We start from the raw sequence: 17,537 nt of genomic DNA on the forward strand, positions 1-17,537 counted from the left end.
GCGAACAGTTCGTCCCCGCCCGCGCGCTGGGCGGGGACGAACTGTTCGCCGTCGTCGAGCAGGACATGTACCCATGTGAGCCCGACCGCCCGCTCCCCATCGCCCGCCGCACCCGCGCCTTCCTGCGCTCCTGCGGAGTGTGACCAGCGCATTTTCGTACGTTCTACGTTCAAGGGCAGGACCCGCATCCCGCGGGCCCTACCCTTCTTCCTTTTGTCATATTGCACCCCATGTGACGCATACGTCACAGCAGTTACCCTCCCGTCACACATGTCTCCATTACGCGGGTTTTCGGTCACAGGAGATCAACAGCCATACCTGCGACCTCACTCAGCGTCGTTCACCGGGCACAGGCTGAGTGATCGCCAGCGTCCGCGCCGCGGTTCCCCCGCCGGCCCCCAGGCCGACGTCGCGGCGTACGCAGGGAGGTGTCCCACATGACCGACCGAAGGCTCTGGTCCTACAAGGAGATTGCCGCTCACATCCGGGTGCAGCCGGACACGGTGCGCTCGTACCGCAAGCACGGACTGCTCCCGCCGCCCGACGTCGTGGAAGCCGGAAAGCCGTACTGGTTCGCGGATACGATCCGCGCCTGGCAGTCACGGCGCCCCGGGACCAGGGGCAGCAGGGACAAGTACTGACCGACTCCCGGCGCGGGGCGCGCAATCCGATTGCGCGCCCCGCCCCCCACTGGCAAGAATCCGTGGATGAGCGACTTCTCGATCAAGCCCGTCCTCACCGGCGACAGAGCGGTACTGCGGCCGTTCACGGCCGGGGACGTGGGGACGATGGCCGTCATCCTCCGCGATCCCGAGGTACTGAAGCTCACCGGATCCGCGCACACCGAACTGGGCGAGGAGCAGGTGCGGGCTTTCTACACCACCCGCGACGACCAGACCGACCGCCTCGATCTCGCCATCACGGACCGCACGACCGGCGAACTCGTCGGCGAGGCCATCCTCTTCGAGTACGACGCCCACAACCGCAGCTGCACCTTCCGCACCCTGATCGGCCCGGCCGGCCGCAACCGCGGCCTCGGCACCGAGGCGTGCCGGCTCATCGTCGGGTACGGCTTCGAGCAGCTGGGCCTGCACCGCATCAGCCTCGACGTCTTCGCGTTCAACCCCCGCGCCCGGCGCGCCTACGAGAAGGCCGGCTTCACCGCCGAGGGTGTCGAGCGCGAGGCCCTGCTTCACGACGGCGAGTGGATCGACTCCGTCTCCATGTCGATCCTGGACCGCGAATGGGCAGCGCTCAGCGCTGCGGCTCGATGATCGTCACGCCGCCCGCACCACGCACCGTACCCATCGCCGCGAGCGCGGCCGGGGCCTCGTCCAGCGGGATCACCGACGTGACCAGGAGGTCGGGGCGCAGGGCCCCGGAGCGCACCATGGACATCATCGGGGCGTAGGCGTGGGCGGCCATTCCATGGCTGCCCAGGATCTCCAGCTCCCAGCCGATGACCCGCTCCATGGGAATCACCGGGTCCCCGGCGGCCGAAGGCAGCAGGCCCACCTGTACGTGGCGGCCGCGGCGCCGCAGGCTGCGGACCGACGCCGCGCAGGTACGCGGGGAGCCGAGCGCGTCGAGCGAGAGATGCGCGCCGCCGCCCGTCAACTCCTGCACGGCGGACGCCGTTTCCCCGCCGGTCGCCAGTACGCACTCCGCCGCCCCGAACGCCCGCGCCAGCTCCAGTGCCGCCGGCGCGACGTCCACCGCCACCACCCGCGCCCCGCAGGCCGCCGCGATCATGACCGCCGAGAGCCCGACCCCGCCGCAGCCGTGCACGGCCACCCACTCGCCGGGGGCCACCCTGCCCTGCGCGACCACCGCCCGGAATGCCGTCGCGAAGCGGCAGCCGAGGCCCGCGGCCGTGGCGTAGGAGAGCTCCTCGGGGAGGCCGATCAGATTGGTGTCGGCGTTGTCGAGGGCCACGTACTGAGCGAAGGACCCCCAGTGCGTGAAGCCGGGCTGGGTCTGGCGCTCGCAGATCTGGTGGTCCCCTGCGGCGCACGAGCCGCACCGGCCGCAGGCGCAGACGAAGGGGACGGTGACCCGGTCTCCCGGCAGCCAGTTGGCGACCTCGGCGCCCACCGACTCGATGACACCGGCGAGTTCATGGCCGGGGACGTGCGGCAGCGTGATGTCCGGGTCGTGGCCCATCCAGCCGTGCCAGTCGCTGCGGCAGAGGCCGGTCGCCTCGACGCGGACGACGGCGCCGTGGCGCGAGGGATCGGGATCGGCGACCTTCCGGACGTCGGCGGGCTGTCCGTACTGCTCGAAGACCACTGCGCGCATCATGCGCCCACCGTAGTCACCAGGATTCCCCGCCCTGGATCGGTCCGTTGGGCAGCATCTTGCCGCCCGCCCCCGCCCGCAGTTTGAGCGCGACGAGCGGGAAGACCAGCACGGAGACCATGCCTGCCCCGACCAGCGCGGCCGCCTCGCCCGCCTCCAGGACCTTGTCGTCGACGCCGATCGTGGTGATCGCCACGACCAGGGGCAGGGCGGTCGAGCCGAAAAGGGTCAGCGCCTTGCGATCGTTGCGGCCCAGGTCTCGCGGGGCGAGGAACCAGATCGGCCCGCCCCGTACGACCAGGAACAGCGCCAGGAAGACGGGGAGCAGGATGAGCGCCCTGCCGCCGTCGAGCAGCGCGCGCAGGTCGAACTCGATCCCGGTGACGATGAAGAAGATCGGCACGAGGAAGCCGAAGCCCATCGCCTCGACCTTCTCCAGGATCTCCCCGCTGCTCTCCGGGACCGCCCCGTGCAGCACGAGCCGGGTGACCAGCCCCGCGGCGAAGGCGCCGAGCAGGACGTCGAGCCCGAGCGCCTGGGAGAGGCCCAGCATCGCCGCGAGCATCAGCACCACGAAACGGACCGCGAACTGACCGCTGGAGTGCAGCGTCCTGGCGATCACGCCGGAGAACCAGGGCGGCTTCGGCCGCATCCCCCAGTACACCGCGCCCGCCGTCAGCGCGGCGAAGACGGCGAGCAGCACCGTCGATTCACCGGGGTTGCGGCCGCTGAGCAACAGTGCCATCGCGATGATCGGCCCGAACTCCCCCACCGCGCCGAACGCCATCATCACCGACCCGAACCGGCCGTGCAGATCGTCCGAATCGCGCAGTACGGGAAGGACGGTGCCCAGTGCGGTGCTGGTCAGGGCCGTGCCGATGTAGACGCCCTTGCTGAAGCCGCCGCCCGACAGCGCCACACCGATCCCCAGACCGAGGGCGAGCGCGACGATCCAGGCCCAGCCCGCCCGTTTCAGGGTGTCGCCGCGGATCTTGTCGAACTCGATCTCGTACCCGGCCAGGAAGATCAGCATCGCAAGGCCGAGTTCGGAGAGTCCGTCGGTCGCGGCATCGATGTGCGCCCACCCCAGGACGTCGGGGCCGATCAGGACGCCGAGCAGGATCTCGAAGATGACGAGCGGCACAGGCAGCCAGCGGCTGATCCCGTAGGCCAGAAGTGGTGCGAGCACGGCGATGGACATGATCAGGACCAGCGTCCCCGAATGCGACATATGGGGTATTTACCATAGGCTCCGGACAAGTTGGCTCACGGAGGAGGGACTCAGCGTGACGCAGCACATTGATTCTGGCGGTCCGTCAGCAGCTCCGCAGGTGCGGCCGGGCCTGTGGAAGCGCTGCCTGTGGGGCGGGCTCGCGCTCTGGGTGCTGACCGCGATCGTCACGTACGCGACCCAGAACACGACCCTGCTCCCGACCCTCATCCTGCTCGGCTCGTTCCTGACGCCGGTCGTCTTCGTGCTCTGGGCATACGAGCGCCACGGCCGCGACTTCGGCGTGAATCTGATCCTCGGCGCCTTCGTCACCGGCGGCATCCTGGGGGTGCTCGGCGCCTCGGTCATGGAGTACTACCTGCTCCACCCCTCCGTCTGGATGTTCCTCGGCGTCGGACTGATCGAGGAGGCGGTGAAGCTCCTCGCCCTGATGTTCGTGCTGCGGCGCCATCCGCGGATCCACGGCATGCGGGCCGGTCTGGTGCTCGGCGCGACCGTCGGCTTCGGCTTCGCGGCCTTCGAGAGCGCGGGGTACGCCTTCAACGCGGCCGTCACCATGCGCGGCATCGATCTGCGCTCGCTCCTGGAGACGGAGATCCTGCGCGGGCTGCTCGCGCCCTTCGGGCACGGGCTGTGGACGGCGATCGCCGGTGGCGTGCTGCTGTCGTTCCGTAAGCCGAACGGCCACTTCCGCTTCACTGTCCCGGTCGTTGTCACCTACGTCGGCGTCGCGGTCCTGCACTCGCTATGGGACTCGATGCACGGGATCTCGATCTGGCTGGTCGCCAGGATCACCGCGAGCGACTGGGACCGGCGGCTCTTCGCGCTCGGCTACATCGCGAAGCCGACGGACGAGCAGAAGCACCTGTTCACGCTCTTCTCGGTGGGAGGCCTGATCGTGATCACGCTTCTGGCACTGCTCTGGCTGAGGTCGCTGTCTCGACGTGATACCCCCTAGGGGTATAGTGTGAGGCGCGCCAGGGGGTCGCGGGATTCCCGCAGGACCACTGGCGCACCATGGGTACGTACATCCCTGAAGAGGAGAACGAGATGACCGCCGAGACCGAGATCCCCCAGGCCGAGATCACGCAGACCGCCCCCAGTGCCGGTTCCTGCTGTGGCGGCGGGTCCTGCGGCTCCGCCGGTTCCGCCGACGAGGTCGAGGTGGGTTCCGTGACCGCCGTGTACGAGGTGACCGGCATGACCTGCGGCCACTGCGAGGGCGCCGTCTCCGGCGAGATCTCGGAGATCCCCGGGGTCGGCGCGGTGACCGCCGTGGCGTCGACGGGCCGGGTCACCGTCGTCTCCAAGGCCCCACTGGACGAGGAGACCGTGCGCGCGGCGGTCGACGAGGCGGGGTACGTGCTGGTGGGACGCGTCTGACACGCATCGCAGGACCGGGCCGCACCGGACCAGTTCCATACTGGTTCTGTACGGCCCGGTCTCGTTTTGGAGCGCATCAGTGGAAACCTCACAGGTCGAGCTCGTCGTCGGCGGGATGACCTGCGCCTCGTGCGCGGCCCGTATCGAGAAGAAGCTCAACCGCATGGACGGGGTCGAGGCCACCGTCAACTACGCCACGGAGAAGGCCAGGGTCGCCTTCGCCGACGGGGTGGAGGTCGCCGACCTGATCGCGACCGTGGTCAAGACCGGCTACACGGCGGAGGTGCCCGCACCTCCGCGGCCGGAGGGCGTGGAGCCGTCCGGCGCCGGAGCCGCTCCCGAACCGGACGCACTGCGGCAGCGGCTCGTCGTCTGCGCCGTGCTCGCGCTGCCCGTCGTCCTGATGGCGATGATCCCGGCCCTCCGGTTCGACAACTGGCGCTGGCTGTCGCTGACTCTTGCCTCGCCGGTCGTCGTCTGGGGCGGACTCCCCTTCCACCGGGCCGCCTGGACCAACCTCCGGCACGGCGCCGCGACCATGGACACCCTGGTCTCGGTGGGCACCCTGGCCGCCTTCGTCTGGTCCCTGTGGGCCCTGTTCATCAGCGAATCCGCCGACATCTATCTCGAAGTCGCCTCCGGCGTCGTCACCTTCATCCTGCTCGGCCGCTGCCTGGAGGCCAGGTCCAAGCGGAAGGCGGGCGCCGCGCTGCGCTCGCTCCTGGAACTGGGCGTCAAGGACGTGGCGGTACTGCACGGCCGTACGGAAGTACGAATCCCGGCCGACCGGCTCGGCGTAGGCGACCGCTTCGTCGTACGGCCCGGGGAGAAGATCGCCACCGACGGGCGGGTCGTCGAGGGGAGTTCGGCCGTGGACGCGGCCCTGCTGACCGGCGAATCGGTGCCGGCGGACGTCTCGGCCGGGGACTTCGTCACCGGGGCGACCGTCAATGTGTCGGGGCGTCTCGTCATCGAGGCGACCCGGGTCGGCGCGGACACCCAACTGGCCCGGATGGCGCGCCTGGTGGAGGACGCGCAGAACGGCAAGGCGCAGGTGCAGCGACTCGCGGACCGTATCGCCGGCGTCTTCGTCCCGGTGGTCCTGTTGATCGCGCTGGGCACGCTGGTGGGATGGCTGCTGACGACCGGGGACGCCGAGGACGCCTTCACCGCCGCCGTCTCGGTGCTGATCATCGCCTGCCCCTGCGCCCTGGGCCTTGCCACACCGACCGCCCTGATGGTCGGCACGGGCCGCGGCGCCCAACTCGGCATCCTGATCAAGGGGCCCGAGGTCCTGGAGTCGACCCGGCGGGTGGACACGGTCGTACTCGACAAGACGGGGACGGTGACCACGGGTCGGATGGCGCTGGTCGCCGTTCATCCCGTACTGGGAACGGACGAGGAGGAGTTGCTGCGGCTGGCCGGCGCCCTGGAGGACGCCTCCGAGCACCCGGCCGCCCGTGCCGTGGCGGCGGGCGCGCGGGAGCGGACCGGCGGCGCCCTGCCCGCGGTGACCGGTTTCGCCAACGTCCCCGGGCTCGGGGTGCGCGGCACGGTCGACGGGCACGAGGTGCTGGCCGGGCGCGGGCAGTTGCTCGTGGAGGCGGGCATCGAGGTGCCGGAGACGCCACCTGGCACCGAGGGGCGTACGACCGTGTGGATCGCCTGGGACGGGAAACCGCGCGGCGTCCTGGCCGTCGCGGACACGGTCAAGGAGACCAGCGCGGAGGCGGTACGGAAGCTGCGCGCCCTGGGGCTGCGGCCCGTCCTGCTGACCGGCGACAGCCGAGCGGTCGCCGACGCCGTGGCGGCGGAGGTGGGCATCGACGCCGGTGACGTGCACGCCGAGGTGCTGCCGGAGGGGAAGGCCGCCGTGATCGAGCGGCTGCGGGCCGCCGGGCGGACCGTGGCGATGGTCGGCGACGGCGTGAACGACGCTGCCGCACTGGCCACGGCAGACCTGGGCCTGGCGATGGGGACGGGCACGGACGCGGCGATCGAGGCGGGCGATCTCACGCTCGTACGGGGAGACCTGCGGACGGCCGCCGACGCGATCCGCCTCTCACGCCGGACCCTCGCCACGATCAAGGGCAATCTCTTCTGGGCCTTCGGCTACAACGTGGCAGCGCTGCCGCTGGCGGCGGCGGGGCTGCTCAATCCCATGATCGCGGGGGCGGCCATGGCTTTCTCGTCCGTTTTCGTGGTCACGAACAGCCTTCGTCTGCGATCCTTCACGTAGCTTCACAGCACGCACACCAATGAGACGTGGATCACACATATTTGGGGGTAACCATTCGCACCCCTCGTGAGTCTTAGTGGGCGATGCCAAGGACGTCTTGGGGGATGTCCGTGGAATGTCTTGGGGGACGTTCCAGGCAAGCGTTGGCCGGGGCACGCCCGGCGGGGAGCTTGAGCGGCCCTCCCGCCTGGTGCGTACCCCGGCAGACCGCACCCAGATGCCGCTGTGTGGCCACCAGACGCCCGGCCCGGATCCCGTGGGGGGAATCCGACCGGGGAAATGGGAAGCGCCCCGTATCGTCGACCCGTGGGGGGATCGGCGGCGGGGCGCTTTCCGCTTTTTTCGGTACAGCGGCTCAAGCCTGATGGGGCGCTGCCCCGGAGGGGCACCCCGGACCCCCGGCCTGAGAAACGACCGGGCGTCCATCACTGCGTTGCCATGCGGTACGAAGGCTCAGCGGCCTTCGACCGGGATGAAGTCCCGGAGAACCTCGCCCGTGCTGTGCTAGCCCGGGGGACAACCCCCGGACCCCCGGCAGCACCCCGGGCCCATCCTTGTCAGCGGCCTTCGACCGGGATGAAGTCCCGGAGAACCTCGCCCGTGTAGATCTGGCGCGGGCGGCCGATGCGCGAACCCGGCTCCTTGATCATCTCGTGCCACTGGGCGATCCAGCCGGGAAGCCGGCCGATCGCGAAGAGCACGGTGAACATCTCGGTCGGGAAGCCCATCGCCCGGTAGATCAGACCCGTGTAGAAGTCGACGTTCGGGTAGAGGTTGCGCGAGACGAAGTACTCGTCGGAGAGCGCGTGCTCCTCCAGCTTGAGCGCGATGTCCAGCAGCTCGTCGGACTTGCCGAGGGCCGAGAGGACGTCGTGCGCGGCGGCCTTGATGATCTTGGCGCGCGGGTCGAAGCTCTTGTAGACCCGGTGGCCGAAGCCCATGAGCCGGACGCCGTCCTCCTTGTTCTTCACCTTCTGGATGAAGGCGTCGACGTCGCCGCCGTCCGCCTGGATGCTCTCCAGCATCTCCAGGACCGACGCGTTGGCGCCACCGTGCAGGGGGCCCCAGAGGGCGCTGATGCCGGCGGAGATCGAGGCGAACATGTTCGCCTGCGAGGAGCCGACCAGCCGCACGGTGGAGGTCGAACAGTTCTGCTCGTGGTCCGCGTGCAGGACGAGCAGCGTCTCGAGCGCCGAGACGACGACCGGGTCCGGCACGTACTCCTGGGCCGGCACCGAGAACGTCATCCGCAGGAAGTTCTCGACGTAGCCGAGATCGTTGCGCGGGTAGACGAAGGGGTGCCCGATCGACTTCTTGTACGCGTACGCGGCGATCGTCGGCAGCTTCGCGAGCAGCCGGATCGTCGAGAGGTGGCGCTGCTGCTCGTCGAACGGGTTGTGGCTGTCCTGGTAGAACGTGGACAGCGCCGAGACCACCGACGACAGCATGGCCATCGGGTGCGCGTCACGCGGGAAGCCGTCGAAGAACCGCTTGACGTCCTCGTGCAGCAGCGTGTGCTGGGTGATCTCGTTCTTGAAGGTCGACAGCTCGTCGACCTTCGGGAGCTCGCCGTTGATCAGCAGGTAAGCCGTCTCCAGGAAGCTGCTCTGCTCGGCGAGCTGCTCAATGGGGTACCCGCGGTAACGCAGGATGCCCTGCTCGCCGTCGAGGTAGGTGATCGCGGATTTATAGGCGGCGGTGTTGCCATATCCGCTATCGAGGGTCACCAGACCGGTCTGGGCCCGGAGCTTCCCGATGTCGAAGCCCGTGTCGCCGACGGTGCTGTCGATCACCGGGTAGGTGTACTCGCCATCGCCGTACCGCAGTACTACAGAGTTGTCGCTCACGTCATCCCTCACCGACGTAGTGCCTCTTCTTCGAGGTGCCCTGACTGTCTCTACCATCCCCCACTTGGCTCAGCAGAGTGCACTCGGGGTCGCCCGTTGGGCTATTTGGCGGCACTCAGTGCCGCCAACCTGCTCATCCTGCCCCCTTCGCCCTGGTTCCGGAAGGGCGGGGTGGGGTTTCACACGATCTCTCCTGCCCGCCACCGCCTGACAGCCGGTGATCCAGTGCGGTAAAGCGTCTGCCTGCGGAAACCGTACGGACCGCCTGGCCGATCGCCTTCCGCGACCCGACGAGGACGACGAGCTTCTTGGCGCGGGTGACTGCGGTGTAGAGCAGATTGCGCTGAAGCATCATCCAGGCACCGGTGGTCACCGGAATCACCACCGCCGGATATTCACTCCCCTGCGAGCGGTGGATGGTGACGGCGTAGGCGTGCGCGAGCTCGTCCAGTTCGTCGAATTCGTACCCCACCTCCTCATCCTCGTCCGTCAGCACCGTCAGCGTCTGCTCGTCGAGGTCCAGGGCGGTGACGACGCCGACCGTGCCGTTGAAGACCCCGTTCGCGCCCTTCTCGTAATTGTTGCGAATCTGGGTGACCTTGTCGCCGACGCGGAACACCCTTCCGCCGAACCGTTTCTCGGGGAGGTCGGGCCTGGCGGGCGTGATCGCCTGCTGGAGCAGCCCGTTGAGGTTCCCCGCGCCGGCCGGTCCGCGGTGCATCGGCGCGAGCACCTGGATGTCCCTGCGCGGGTTGAGGCCGAACTTCTGCGGGATGCGGCGGGCCGCCACGTCCACCGTCAGCAGACCCGCCTCCTCGGTCTCCTCGGCCACGAAGTGGAAGAAGTCGGGGAGGCCCTGAGTGATGGGCTGCACCCCGGAGTTGATGCGGTGGGCGTTGGTGACGACGCCGGACTGCTGGGCCTGGCGGAAGATCCGGGTGAGCCTGACGTTCGGTACGGGACTGATCGCGGCCAGCAGGTCCCGCAGCACCTCGCCGGCGCCGACCGAGGGCAGCTGGTCCACATCGCCGACCAGGAGCAGATGCGCGCCGGGGGCGACGGCCTTGACCAGCTTGTTGGCGAGGAGCAGATCGAGCATGGAGGCCTCGTCGACCACCACCAGGTCCGCGTCGAGCGGCCGGTCCCTGTCGTACGCCGCGTCCCCGCCCGGCTTGAGCTCAAGGAGCCTGTGGACGGTGGAGGCCTCGGCCCCGGTGAGCTCGGCGAGGCGCTTGGCGGCCCGTCCGGTGGGGGCGGCGAGCACCACCTTGGCCTTCTTGGCGCGGGCCAGCTCGACGATGGAGCGGACGGTGAAGGACTTGCCGCAGCCGGGGCCGCCCGTGAGGACGGCGACCTTCTCGGTCAGGGCGAGCTTCACCGCGGCCTCCTGCTCGGGGGCGAGCGTGGCGCCCGTACGCCCCGCGAGCCAGGTCAGCGCCTTGTCCCAGGCCACGTCCCGGAACCCGGGCATCCGGTCCTCGGAGCCGCGCAGGAGGCGCACCACCTGGGAGGCGAGGGAGATCTCGGCCCGGTGGAAGGGCACCAGATAGACGGCGGTGATCCGCGCCTGGCCGCCCTCGTCCTTGCCGGGCACCTCTTCCCGTACGACACCCTCCTCGGCGGCCAGTGCGTCCAGGCACTCGATGACCAGGCCCATGTCGACCTGGAGGAGCTTCACCGCGTCCGAGAGGAGCTGCTCCTCGGGGAGGAAACAGTGGCCCTGGTCGGTGGACTGGGAGAGGCAGTACTGGAGGCCGGCCTTGACGCGCTCGGGGCTGTCGTGCGGGATGCCGACGGCCTGGGCGATGCGGTCCGCGGTGAGGAATCCGATGCCCCAGACGTCGGCCGCCAGCCGGTACGGCTCGTTCTTGACGACGGAGATCGAGGCGTCGCCGTACTTCTTGTAGATGCGCACGGCGATGGAGGTGGAGACCTCGACGCTCTGCAGGAAGATCATCACTTCCTTGATCGCCTTCTGCTCCTCCCAGGCGGCGGCGATCATCTTCGTACGCTTCGGGCCGAGGCCCGGGACCTCCACGAGGCGCTTCGGCTCCTGCTCGATGATGTCCAGGGTGTCCGTGCCGAAGTGGGTGGTGATGCGGTCGGCCATGACCGGGCCGATGCCCTTGATCAGGCCTGATCCGAGATAGCGGCGGATGCCCTGGATGGTGGCGGGGAGGACCGTCGTGTAGTTCTCGACGGTGAACTGCTTGCCGTACTGCGGGTGGGAGCCCCAGTGGCCCTCCATGCGCAGCGACTCGCCTGCCTGCGCGCCGAGCAGCGAGCCGACGACCGTCAGCAGGTCACCGCCGCCTCCGCCGCCACGGCCGGTGTCGACCTTGGCGACCGTGTACCCGTTCTCGTCGTTGCTGTACGTGATCCGCTCCAGGACCCCTTCCAGCACTGCCATGTTGGACATGTGACCGACGGTATCGCCCAGGTCCGACAGCCCGTGCGGGCCTGTGGAAAACCTGCCTCCCAGCCCCTGGTTCCCACATCACGATCCGGTTTCGGAATCCCTCCCTCCCCTTGACCGCGGTTCATGTAATCGATTCCAATCCTCCATGTAATCGATTCCATGCGGTCCACAAGGAGGTGGTCCTGCGATGGCGAACGCGAGCATCAAGGACGTCGCGGCCAGTGCGGGTGTTTCGGTGGCGACGGTCTCCCGCGTCCTGAACAGCCATCCCTCGGTACGCCCCGACACCCGCGAGCGGGTGATGGCCGCCGTCGAGGCCCTCGGCTACCGGCCCAACGGCGTGGCCCGCTCCCTGCGCACCGACCAGACGCGCACGCTCGGCCTGGTCATCAGCGACGTGATGAACCCGTACTTCACCGAGCTCGCCCGCTCCGTCGAGGACGAGGCCCGCGCCCACGGCTACAGCGTGATCATCGGCAACGCCGACGAACAGCCCGCTCTCCAGGACCACCACATCCGCTCGCTCCTGGACCGCCGTATCGACGGTCTCCTGGTCAGCCCCACCGACGGCGGCTCCCCGGTGATGCTGGACGCGGTCAGGGCGGGCACCCCGATGGTCTTCGTGGACCGCTGGCTCCCTGGCGTGGACGTGCCCGTCGTACGGGCCGACGGCCGCGCCGCCATCCGCGAGCTGGTCGCCCACCTCCACGCACTGGGCCACCGCAGGCTCGCGATCATCGCGGGGCCGGCATCGACCACGACCGGCAGCGAGCGTGTCGAGGCCTTCCGTGAGGCGCTGGCCGAGCACGGACTGCCGCTCCCCGACGCGTACATAGGCCACGGCGACTTCCGGGCGGGCAGCGGACACCGCGAGACGACCCGCTTCCTCGCCCTCGCCGAACCGCCCCAAGTGATCTTCGCCGCCGACAACTTGATGGCACTGGGTGCCATGGACGCTCTGCGCGCGTCCGGGCTCCGTATCCCCCACGACATCGGGCTCGCGGCCTTCGACGACATCCCCTGGTTCGTCCACACCGACCCGCCGGTGACCGCCATCGCCCAGCCGACCGCCGAACTCGGCCGGACGGCGGTGCGCGCGCTCATCGACCGCATAGAGGGCCGCACCCCGCAGTCCGCCGCGCTCCCCGCACGCCTGGTGATCAGACGCTCGTGCGGCGAACCGGCCCCGCCCTTCCGCACGGAGAACAGGAGCAACAGGTGAGCAACCCAGACGAGTTGCTGCGCATCGAGTCGATACGCAAGACCTTCCCCGGCGTGGTCGCCCTCGACAGCGTCGACTTCGACCTGCGCCGCGGCGAGGTCCACGTCCTGCTCGGCGAGAACGGCGCGGGCAAGTCCACGCTCATCAAGATGCTCTCCGGCGCCTACCGCCCCGACAGCGGCCGCATCCTCGCCGACGGCGAAGAGGTACGCATCCACGGCGCACAGGACGCCGAACGCCTCGGCATCGCCACCATCTACCAGGAGTTCAACCTCGTCCCCGATCTGACGGTCGCCGAGAACATCTTCCTGGGCCGCCAGCCGCGCCGCTTCGGCATGATCGACCGCAAGCGGATGGAGTCGGACGCCGAGAAGCTCCTCTCCCGCGTGGGCCTGGACATCTCCCCTCGTACGAAGGTCCGCGAACTGGGCATCGCCCGGCTCCAGATGGTCGAGATCGCCAAGGCGCTCAGCCTCGAAGCGCGCGTCCTGATCATGGACGAGCCGACCGCGGTTCTCACCTCGGAGGAGGTCGAGAAGCTCTTCGCCATCGTCCGCACCCTGCGCGCCGACGGCGTCGGAATCGTTTTCATCACCCACCACCTGGAGGAGATCGCGGCCCTCGGCGACCGCGTCACCGTCATCCGCGACGGCCGCTCCGTCGACCAGGTGCCCGCCTCCACCCCCGAGGACGAACTGGTCCGCCTGATGGTGGGGCGCTCCATCGACCAGCAGTACCCGCGCGAGCGCCCCGATACGGGCGGCGAACCGCTGCTCACCGTCGACGGGCTGACCCGCGACGGCGTCTTCCACGACATCAGCTTCGAGGTGCGGGCAGGCGAGGTCGTCGGCCTCGCGGGGCTGGTCGGCGCGGGCCGCACCGAGGTCGCCCGCGCGGTCTTCGGCGCGGACCCGTACGACAGTGGGACCGTCGGCGTACTCGGCAGAAAACTCCCCCGCCACGACGTCAACGCCGCGATGACCGCGGGCATCGGCCTCGTCCCCGAGGACCGCAAGGGCCAGGGCCTGCTCCTCGACGCGTCCGTCCAGGAGAACCTCGGCCTCGTCACCCTGCGCTCGGCGACCCGCGCGGGCCTGGTCGACCTCAAGGGGCAGGCCGCCGCGGCGGCGCGCATCGCCACACAGCTGGGCGTACGGATGGCGGGCATCGGCCAGCACGTCCGCACCCTCTCCGGCGGCAACCAGCAGAAGGTCGTCATCGGGAAATGGCTGCTCGCCGACACCAAGGTGCTGATCCTCGACGAGCCGACGCGCGGCATCGACGTCGGCGCCAAGGTCGAGATCTACCAGCTCATCAATGAACTGACCGCCTCCGGCCACGCCGTCCTGATGATCTCCAGCGACCTCCCCGAGGTGCTCGGCATGAGCGACCGGGTGCTGGTGATGGCCCAGGGCCGTATCGCGGGCGAACTCCCCGCGGACGAGGCGACGCAGGACGCGGTGATGGCACTGGCCGTCACGACGAACAGCACAACCGACACAGCAGCAAAGGAAGCAGGGGACCACCGTGGCCACTGAAACGCATCCGGGCACAGCGGGAGCGAGTGGCGCCTCCGCGTTCCGCCGCATCCTGCTCGACAACGGCGCGCTCAGCGCCCTGGTGGTCCTGGTGGTGGCGATGTCGCTGCTCTCCGGCGACTTCCTCACCACCCAGAACCTCCTCAACGTGGGCGTCCAGGCAGCCGTCACCGCGATCCTCGCCTTCGGCGTCACCTTCGTCATCGTCTCGGCCGGCATCGACCTCTCGGTCGGCTCGGTGGCCGCGCTCTCGGCGACCGTACTCGCATGGATGGCGACCTCCGCGGGCGTGCCCGTCTGGCTCGCGCTGATCCTCGCGGTCGCCACCGGCATAGCGTGCGGCCTGGTCAACGGCGTGCTGATCAGTTACGGCAAACTCCCGCCGTTCATCGCCACCCTGGCCATGCTCTCCATCGGCCGCGGCCTCTCCCTGGTCATCTCGCAGGGCTCCCCCATCGCCTTCCCCGACTCGGTCTCCCACCTCGGCGACACGCTCGGCGGCTGGCTGCCCGTTCCGGTCATCGTCATGATCGTGATGGGCCTGATCACGGCGCTGATCCTCGCCCGTACGTACATCGGCCGCTCGATGTACGCGATCGGCGGCAACGAGGAGGCGGCCCGCCTCTCCGGCCTGCGCGTCAAGCGCCAGAAGCTCGCCATCTACGCGCTCTCCGGCCTCTTCGCCGCGGCCGCGGGCATCGTCCTCGCGTCCCGGCTCTCCTCCGCGCAGCCGCAGGCCGCACAGGGTTACGAACTCGACGCGATCGCCGCGGTCGTCATCGGCGGCGCCAGCCTCTCGGGCGGCGTCGGCAAGGCGTCCGGCACCCTGATCGGCGCGCTGATCCTGGCCGTACTGCGCAACGGCCTCAACCTCCTCTCGGTCTCCGCCTTCTGGCAGCAGGTCGTCATCGGCGTGGTCATCGCGCTGGCAGTGCTGCTGGACACGCTGCGCCGCAAGGCGGGGTCCGGTCCGGCCCCCGCGTCCGGCGCGTCGGGATCCTCGGGAAAACCCGCCAAGAAGGGTCCACAAGCGGCCAAGATCGCCATCGCGGTGGTCCTCGTGGCGGCCGTCGTCGGCGGCATCTCCTACGTCAACTCGGGCAGCTCCTCCGCCCGTACGAAGATCGGCCTCTCCCTCTCCACCATGAACAACCCCTTCTTCGTACAGATGAAGGCGGGAGCCCAGCAGGCGGCCAGGGCCGCGGATGTCGACCTCACGGTCACCGACGCGCAGAACGACGCCTCCCAGCAGGCCAACCAGATCCAGAACTTCACCAGCGAGGGCATGAAGTCGATCATCATCAACCCGGTCGACTCGGACGCCTCGGGCCCCTCGGTCCGTACCGCCAACAAGGCCGACATCCCGGTGGTCGCCGCCGACCGCGGAGTCAACAAGGCAAAGACCGCGACGCTCGTCGCCTCCGACAACATCGCGGGCGGCAAACTCGCCGCGCAGACCCTCGCCGGGAAGCTCGGCGGCAAGGGGAAGGTCGTCGTCCTGCAGGGCACGGCGGGCACGTCCGCCGCACGTGAGCGCGGGCAGGGCTTCGCCGAGGGCATCAAGGCGTACCCCGGCATCGAGGTCGTCGCCGAGCAGCCCGCGGACTTCGACCGCACCAAGGGCCTGGACGTCATGACGAACCTCCTGCAGTCCAACCCGACCGTGAACGGCGTCTTCGCCGAGAACGACGAGATGGCGCTCGGCGCGGTCAAGGCCCTTGGCTCCAAGGCCGGGACGACCGTCCCGGTGGTCGGCTTCGACGGCACACCGGACGGCCTGAAGGCGGTGGCGGCGGGCACGCTGTACGCGTCGGTCGCCCAGCAGCCGTCCCTGCTCGGCAAACTGGCGGTGCAGAACGCGATCGCCGCGTCGCAGGGCAAGAAGGTCGACCCGACGGTGAAGGTGCCGGTCAAGGTGGTCACCAAGAAGAACGTCGCAGACTTCTCCTGAGGCAAGCCGCCCCACTCAACCGCTGAAAGCAGGCTCTCCATGTACGACTTCGACCTGCTGGTCGTCGGGTCGGCCAACGCCGACCTGGTGATCGGCGTCGAGCGCCGCCCCGCCGCCGGCGAGACGGTCCTCGGCGGCGACCTCGCCGTCCACCCCGGCGGCAAGGGCGCCAACCAGGCGGTGGCCGCCGCCCGCCTGGGCGCGCGCACCGCGCTGCTCGCCCGGGTCGGCGACGACGCCAACGGCCGCCTCCTCCTGGACTCGCAGCGCGCGTCCGGCGTCGACACGTCCGGCGTCCTGGTCGGCGGCGCGCCCACGGGCGTCGCGCTGATCACGGTCGACCCCTCGGGTGACAACAGCATCGTGGTCTCCCCCGGTGCCAACGCCCGCCTCACCCCCGAGGACGCGCGGGCGGCCGGCACCCTGATCGCGTCGGCGAAGGTCGTGTCGGCGCAGCTGGAGATCCCCCTGGAGACGGTGGCGGAGACGGTACGGATGCTGGCGCCGGACGCCCGCTTCGTACTGAACCCTTCCCCGCCGATGCCGCTGCCCGCCGAGCTCCTCGCGGCCTGCGACCCGCTGGTCGTCAACGAGCACGAGGCCAGGGTGGTCCTGGGCGAAGCGGCGGGCGGGACGCCGGAGGACTGGGCGCGGGGGCTCCTCGCCCTCGGCCCCCGCTCGGTGGTCATCACCCTGGGCGCGGAGGGGGCGCTGACGGCGGACGGCTCCGGCGCGTACGACCATGTCCCGAGCCCCCGGGTCGACGCGGTGGACACCACGGGCGCGGGCGACGCGTTCACGGCGGCGCTGGCCTGGCGCCTGGGCCTGGGCGAGAAGCTCGCGGAGGCGGCGGCGTTCGCGGTACGGGTGGGAGCGGCGGCGGTGACCAGGGCGGGCGCCCAGGAGTCGTACCCGACGGCCGAGGAGCTCACCGCCCGATGAAGAAGTCCGGCATTCTGAACCGCCAACTGGCAGGCGCGCTCGCTGAGTTGGGTCACGGCGACACGGTCCTGGTCTGCGACGCGGGCATGCCGATCCCGCAGGGCCCGCGCGTGGTCGACCTGTCCTTCCGCGCCGGGACACCGCCCTTCGCCGAGGTCCTGGACGGCCTGCTGGCGGAGCTCGTGGTGGAGGGCGCGACGGCGGCGGGAGAGGTACGGGAGGCGAACCCGGAGGCGGCGGAACTGCTGACCGGGCACTTCCCGGGGAGCCTCGGCCTGGTCTCGCACGACGAGCTCAAGGCGCTCTCGGCGGGGGCGCGCCTGGTGGTGCGTACGGGAGAGGCGACCCCCTACGCCAACGTGCTCCTGCACTGCGGCGTCTTCTTCTGAGACCGGCCAGGGGCCGTCCGGAGCCACCCGGCGGCTGGACGTTTTAAGGGGGCCCGGCCTGCAGACCAGGCCCCCTCC

The 17,537-nt window shown here is 69.9% G+C and carries 14 protein-coding genes; 10 read left to right on the top strand and 4 right to left on the bottom strand.

The features are described 5' to 3' along the window. Positions 1-437: 437 nt before the first annotated feature. Together J0695_RS28360 and J0695_RS28365 are read left to right on the top strand one after the other, a co-directional pair. A complete protein-coding gene (locus J0695_RS28360; protein WP_206966694.1) occupies positions 438-641 on the top strand; it encodes a helix-turn-helix transcriptional regulator in 204 nt (67 codons plus the stop codon). A 66-nt stretch (positions 642-707) separates the two neighbouring features. Then, a complete protein-coding gene (locus tag J0695_RS28365; RefSeq protein ID WP_206966696.1) occupies positions 708-1,274 on the top strand; it encodes a GNAT family N-acetyltransferase in 567 nt (188 codons plus the stop codon). On the opposite strand, the gene J0695_RS28370 is transcribed toward J0695_RS28365, so the two are convergent. Beyond that, positions 1,255-2,298 (bottom strand): zinc-dependent alcohol dehydrogenase family protein, encoded by a 1,044-nt coding sequence (locus J0695_RS28370; RefSeq protein WP_206966718.1) that lies wholly within the window; start codon positions 2,296-2,298, stop codon positions 1,255-1,257. The genes J0695_RS28365 and J0695_RS28370 overlap by 20 nt on opposite strands. 16 nt (positions 2,299-2,314) lie before the next feature. Continuing rightward, complete coding sequence (locus J0695_RS28375; protein WP_206966698.1) at positions 2,315-3,529, bottom strand: cation:proton antiporter; 1,215 nt, start codon at positions 3,527-3,529, stop codon at positions 2,315-2,317. Positions 3,530-3,584: 55 nt separating this feature from the next. Between J0695_RS28375 and J0695_RS28380 the strand changes: the two genes are divergently transcribed. The 3 genes from J0695_RS28380 to J0695_RS28390 all read left to right on the top strand — a co-directional run bounded on the left by J0695_RS28380 (position 3,585) and on the right by J0695_RS28390 (position 7,151). After that, positions 3,585-4,487, top strand: a complete 903-nt coding sequence (locus J0695_RS28380; protein WP_307798791.1) for a PrsW family intramembrane metalloprotease — start codon at positions 3,585-3,587, stop codon at positions 4,485-4,487. 92 nt (positions 4,488-4,579) lie between these two features. Then, positions 4,580-4,912, top strand: coding sequence for a heavy-metal-associated domain-containing protein (locus J0695_RS28385; protein ID WP_206966702.1), 333 nt, complete (start codon positions 4,580-4,582; stop codon positions 4,910-4,912). Between the two features lie 115 nt (positions 4,913-5,027). Then, the gene (locus tag J0695_RS28390; protein WP_206966719.1) at positions 5,028-7,151 is read left to right on the top strand and encodes a heavy metal translocating P-type ATPase; all 2,124 of its coding nucleotides are present in this window, start codon (positions 5,028-5,030) and stop codon (positions 7,149-7,151) included. A gap of 557 nt (positions 7,152-7,708) precedes the next feature. Here J0695_RS28390 and J0695_RS28395 read toward each other — a convergent pair. Continuing rightward, a complete protein-coding gene (locus tag J0695_RS28395; protein WP_206966704.1) occupies positions 7,709-8,998 on the bottom strand; it encodes a citrate synthase in 1,290 nt (429 codons plus the stop codon). Between the two features lie 133 nt (positions 8,999-9,131). Continuing rightward, positions 9,132-11,417, bottom strand: coding sequence for an SF1B family DNA helicase RecD2 (gene recD2, locus J0695_RS28400; protein ID WP_206966706.1), 2,286 nt, complete (start codon positions 11,415-11,417; stop codon positions 9,132-9,134). A gap of 187 nt (positions 11,418-11,604) precedes the next feature. On the opposite strand from recD2, the gene J0695_RS28405 reads away from it, so the two are divergent. From J0695_RS28405 to rbsD, 5 genes are read left to right on the top strand one after another with little or no spacing between them, the layout of a single operon-like run. Beyond that, positions 11,605-12,639, top strand: a complete 1,035-nt coding sequence (locus J0695_RS28405; RefSeq protein ID WP_206966708.1) for a LacI family DNA-binding transcriptional regulator — start codon at positions 11,605-11,607, stop codon at positions 12,637-12,639. After that, positions 12,636-14,177 (top strand): sugar ABC transporter ATP-binding protein, encoded by a 1,542-nt coding sequence (locus J0695_RS28410; RefSeq protein ID WP_206966710.1) that lies wholly within the window; start codon positions 12,636-12,638, stop codon positions 14,175-14,177. The genes J0695_RS28405 and J0695_RS28410 overlap by 4 nt, the downstream gene beginning before the upstream one ends. After that, positions 14,167-16,128, top strand: coding sequence for an ABC transporter permease/substrate-binding protein (locus J0695_RS28415; protein WP_206966712.1), 1,962 nt, complete (start codon positions 14,167-14,169; stop codon positions 16,126-16,128). Before J0695_RS28410 ends, J0695_RS28415 begins: the two co-directional genes overlap by 11 nt. Before the next feature lie 39 nt (positions 16,129-16,167). After that, a complete protein-coding gene (locus J0695_RS28420; protein WP_206966714.1) occupies positions 16,168-17,070 on the top strand; it encodes a ribokinase in 903 nt (300 codons plus the stop codon). After that, complete coding sequence (gene rbsD, locus J0695_RS28425; protein ID WP_206966716.1) at positions 17,067-17,459, top strand: D-ribose pyranase; 393 nt, start codon at positions 17,067-17,069, stop codon at positions 17,457-17,459. Before J0695_RS28420 ends, rbsD begins: the two co-directional genes overlap by 4 nt. Positions 17,460-17,537: the final 78 nt, after the last annotated feature.

Origin of the sequence: Streptomyces beijiangensis, from assembly GCF_017315755.1 — a bacterium.
Lineage (GTDB): Bacteria > Actinomycetota > Actinomycetes > Streptomycetales > Streptomycetaceae > Streptomyces > Streptomyces beijiangensis.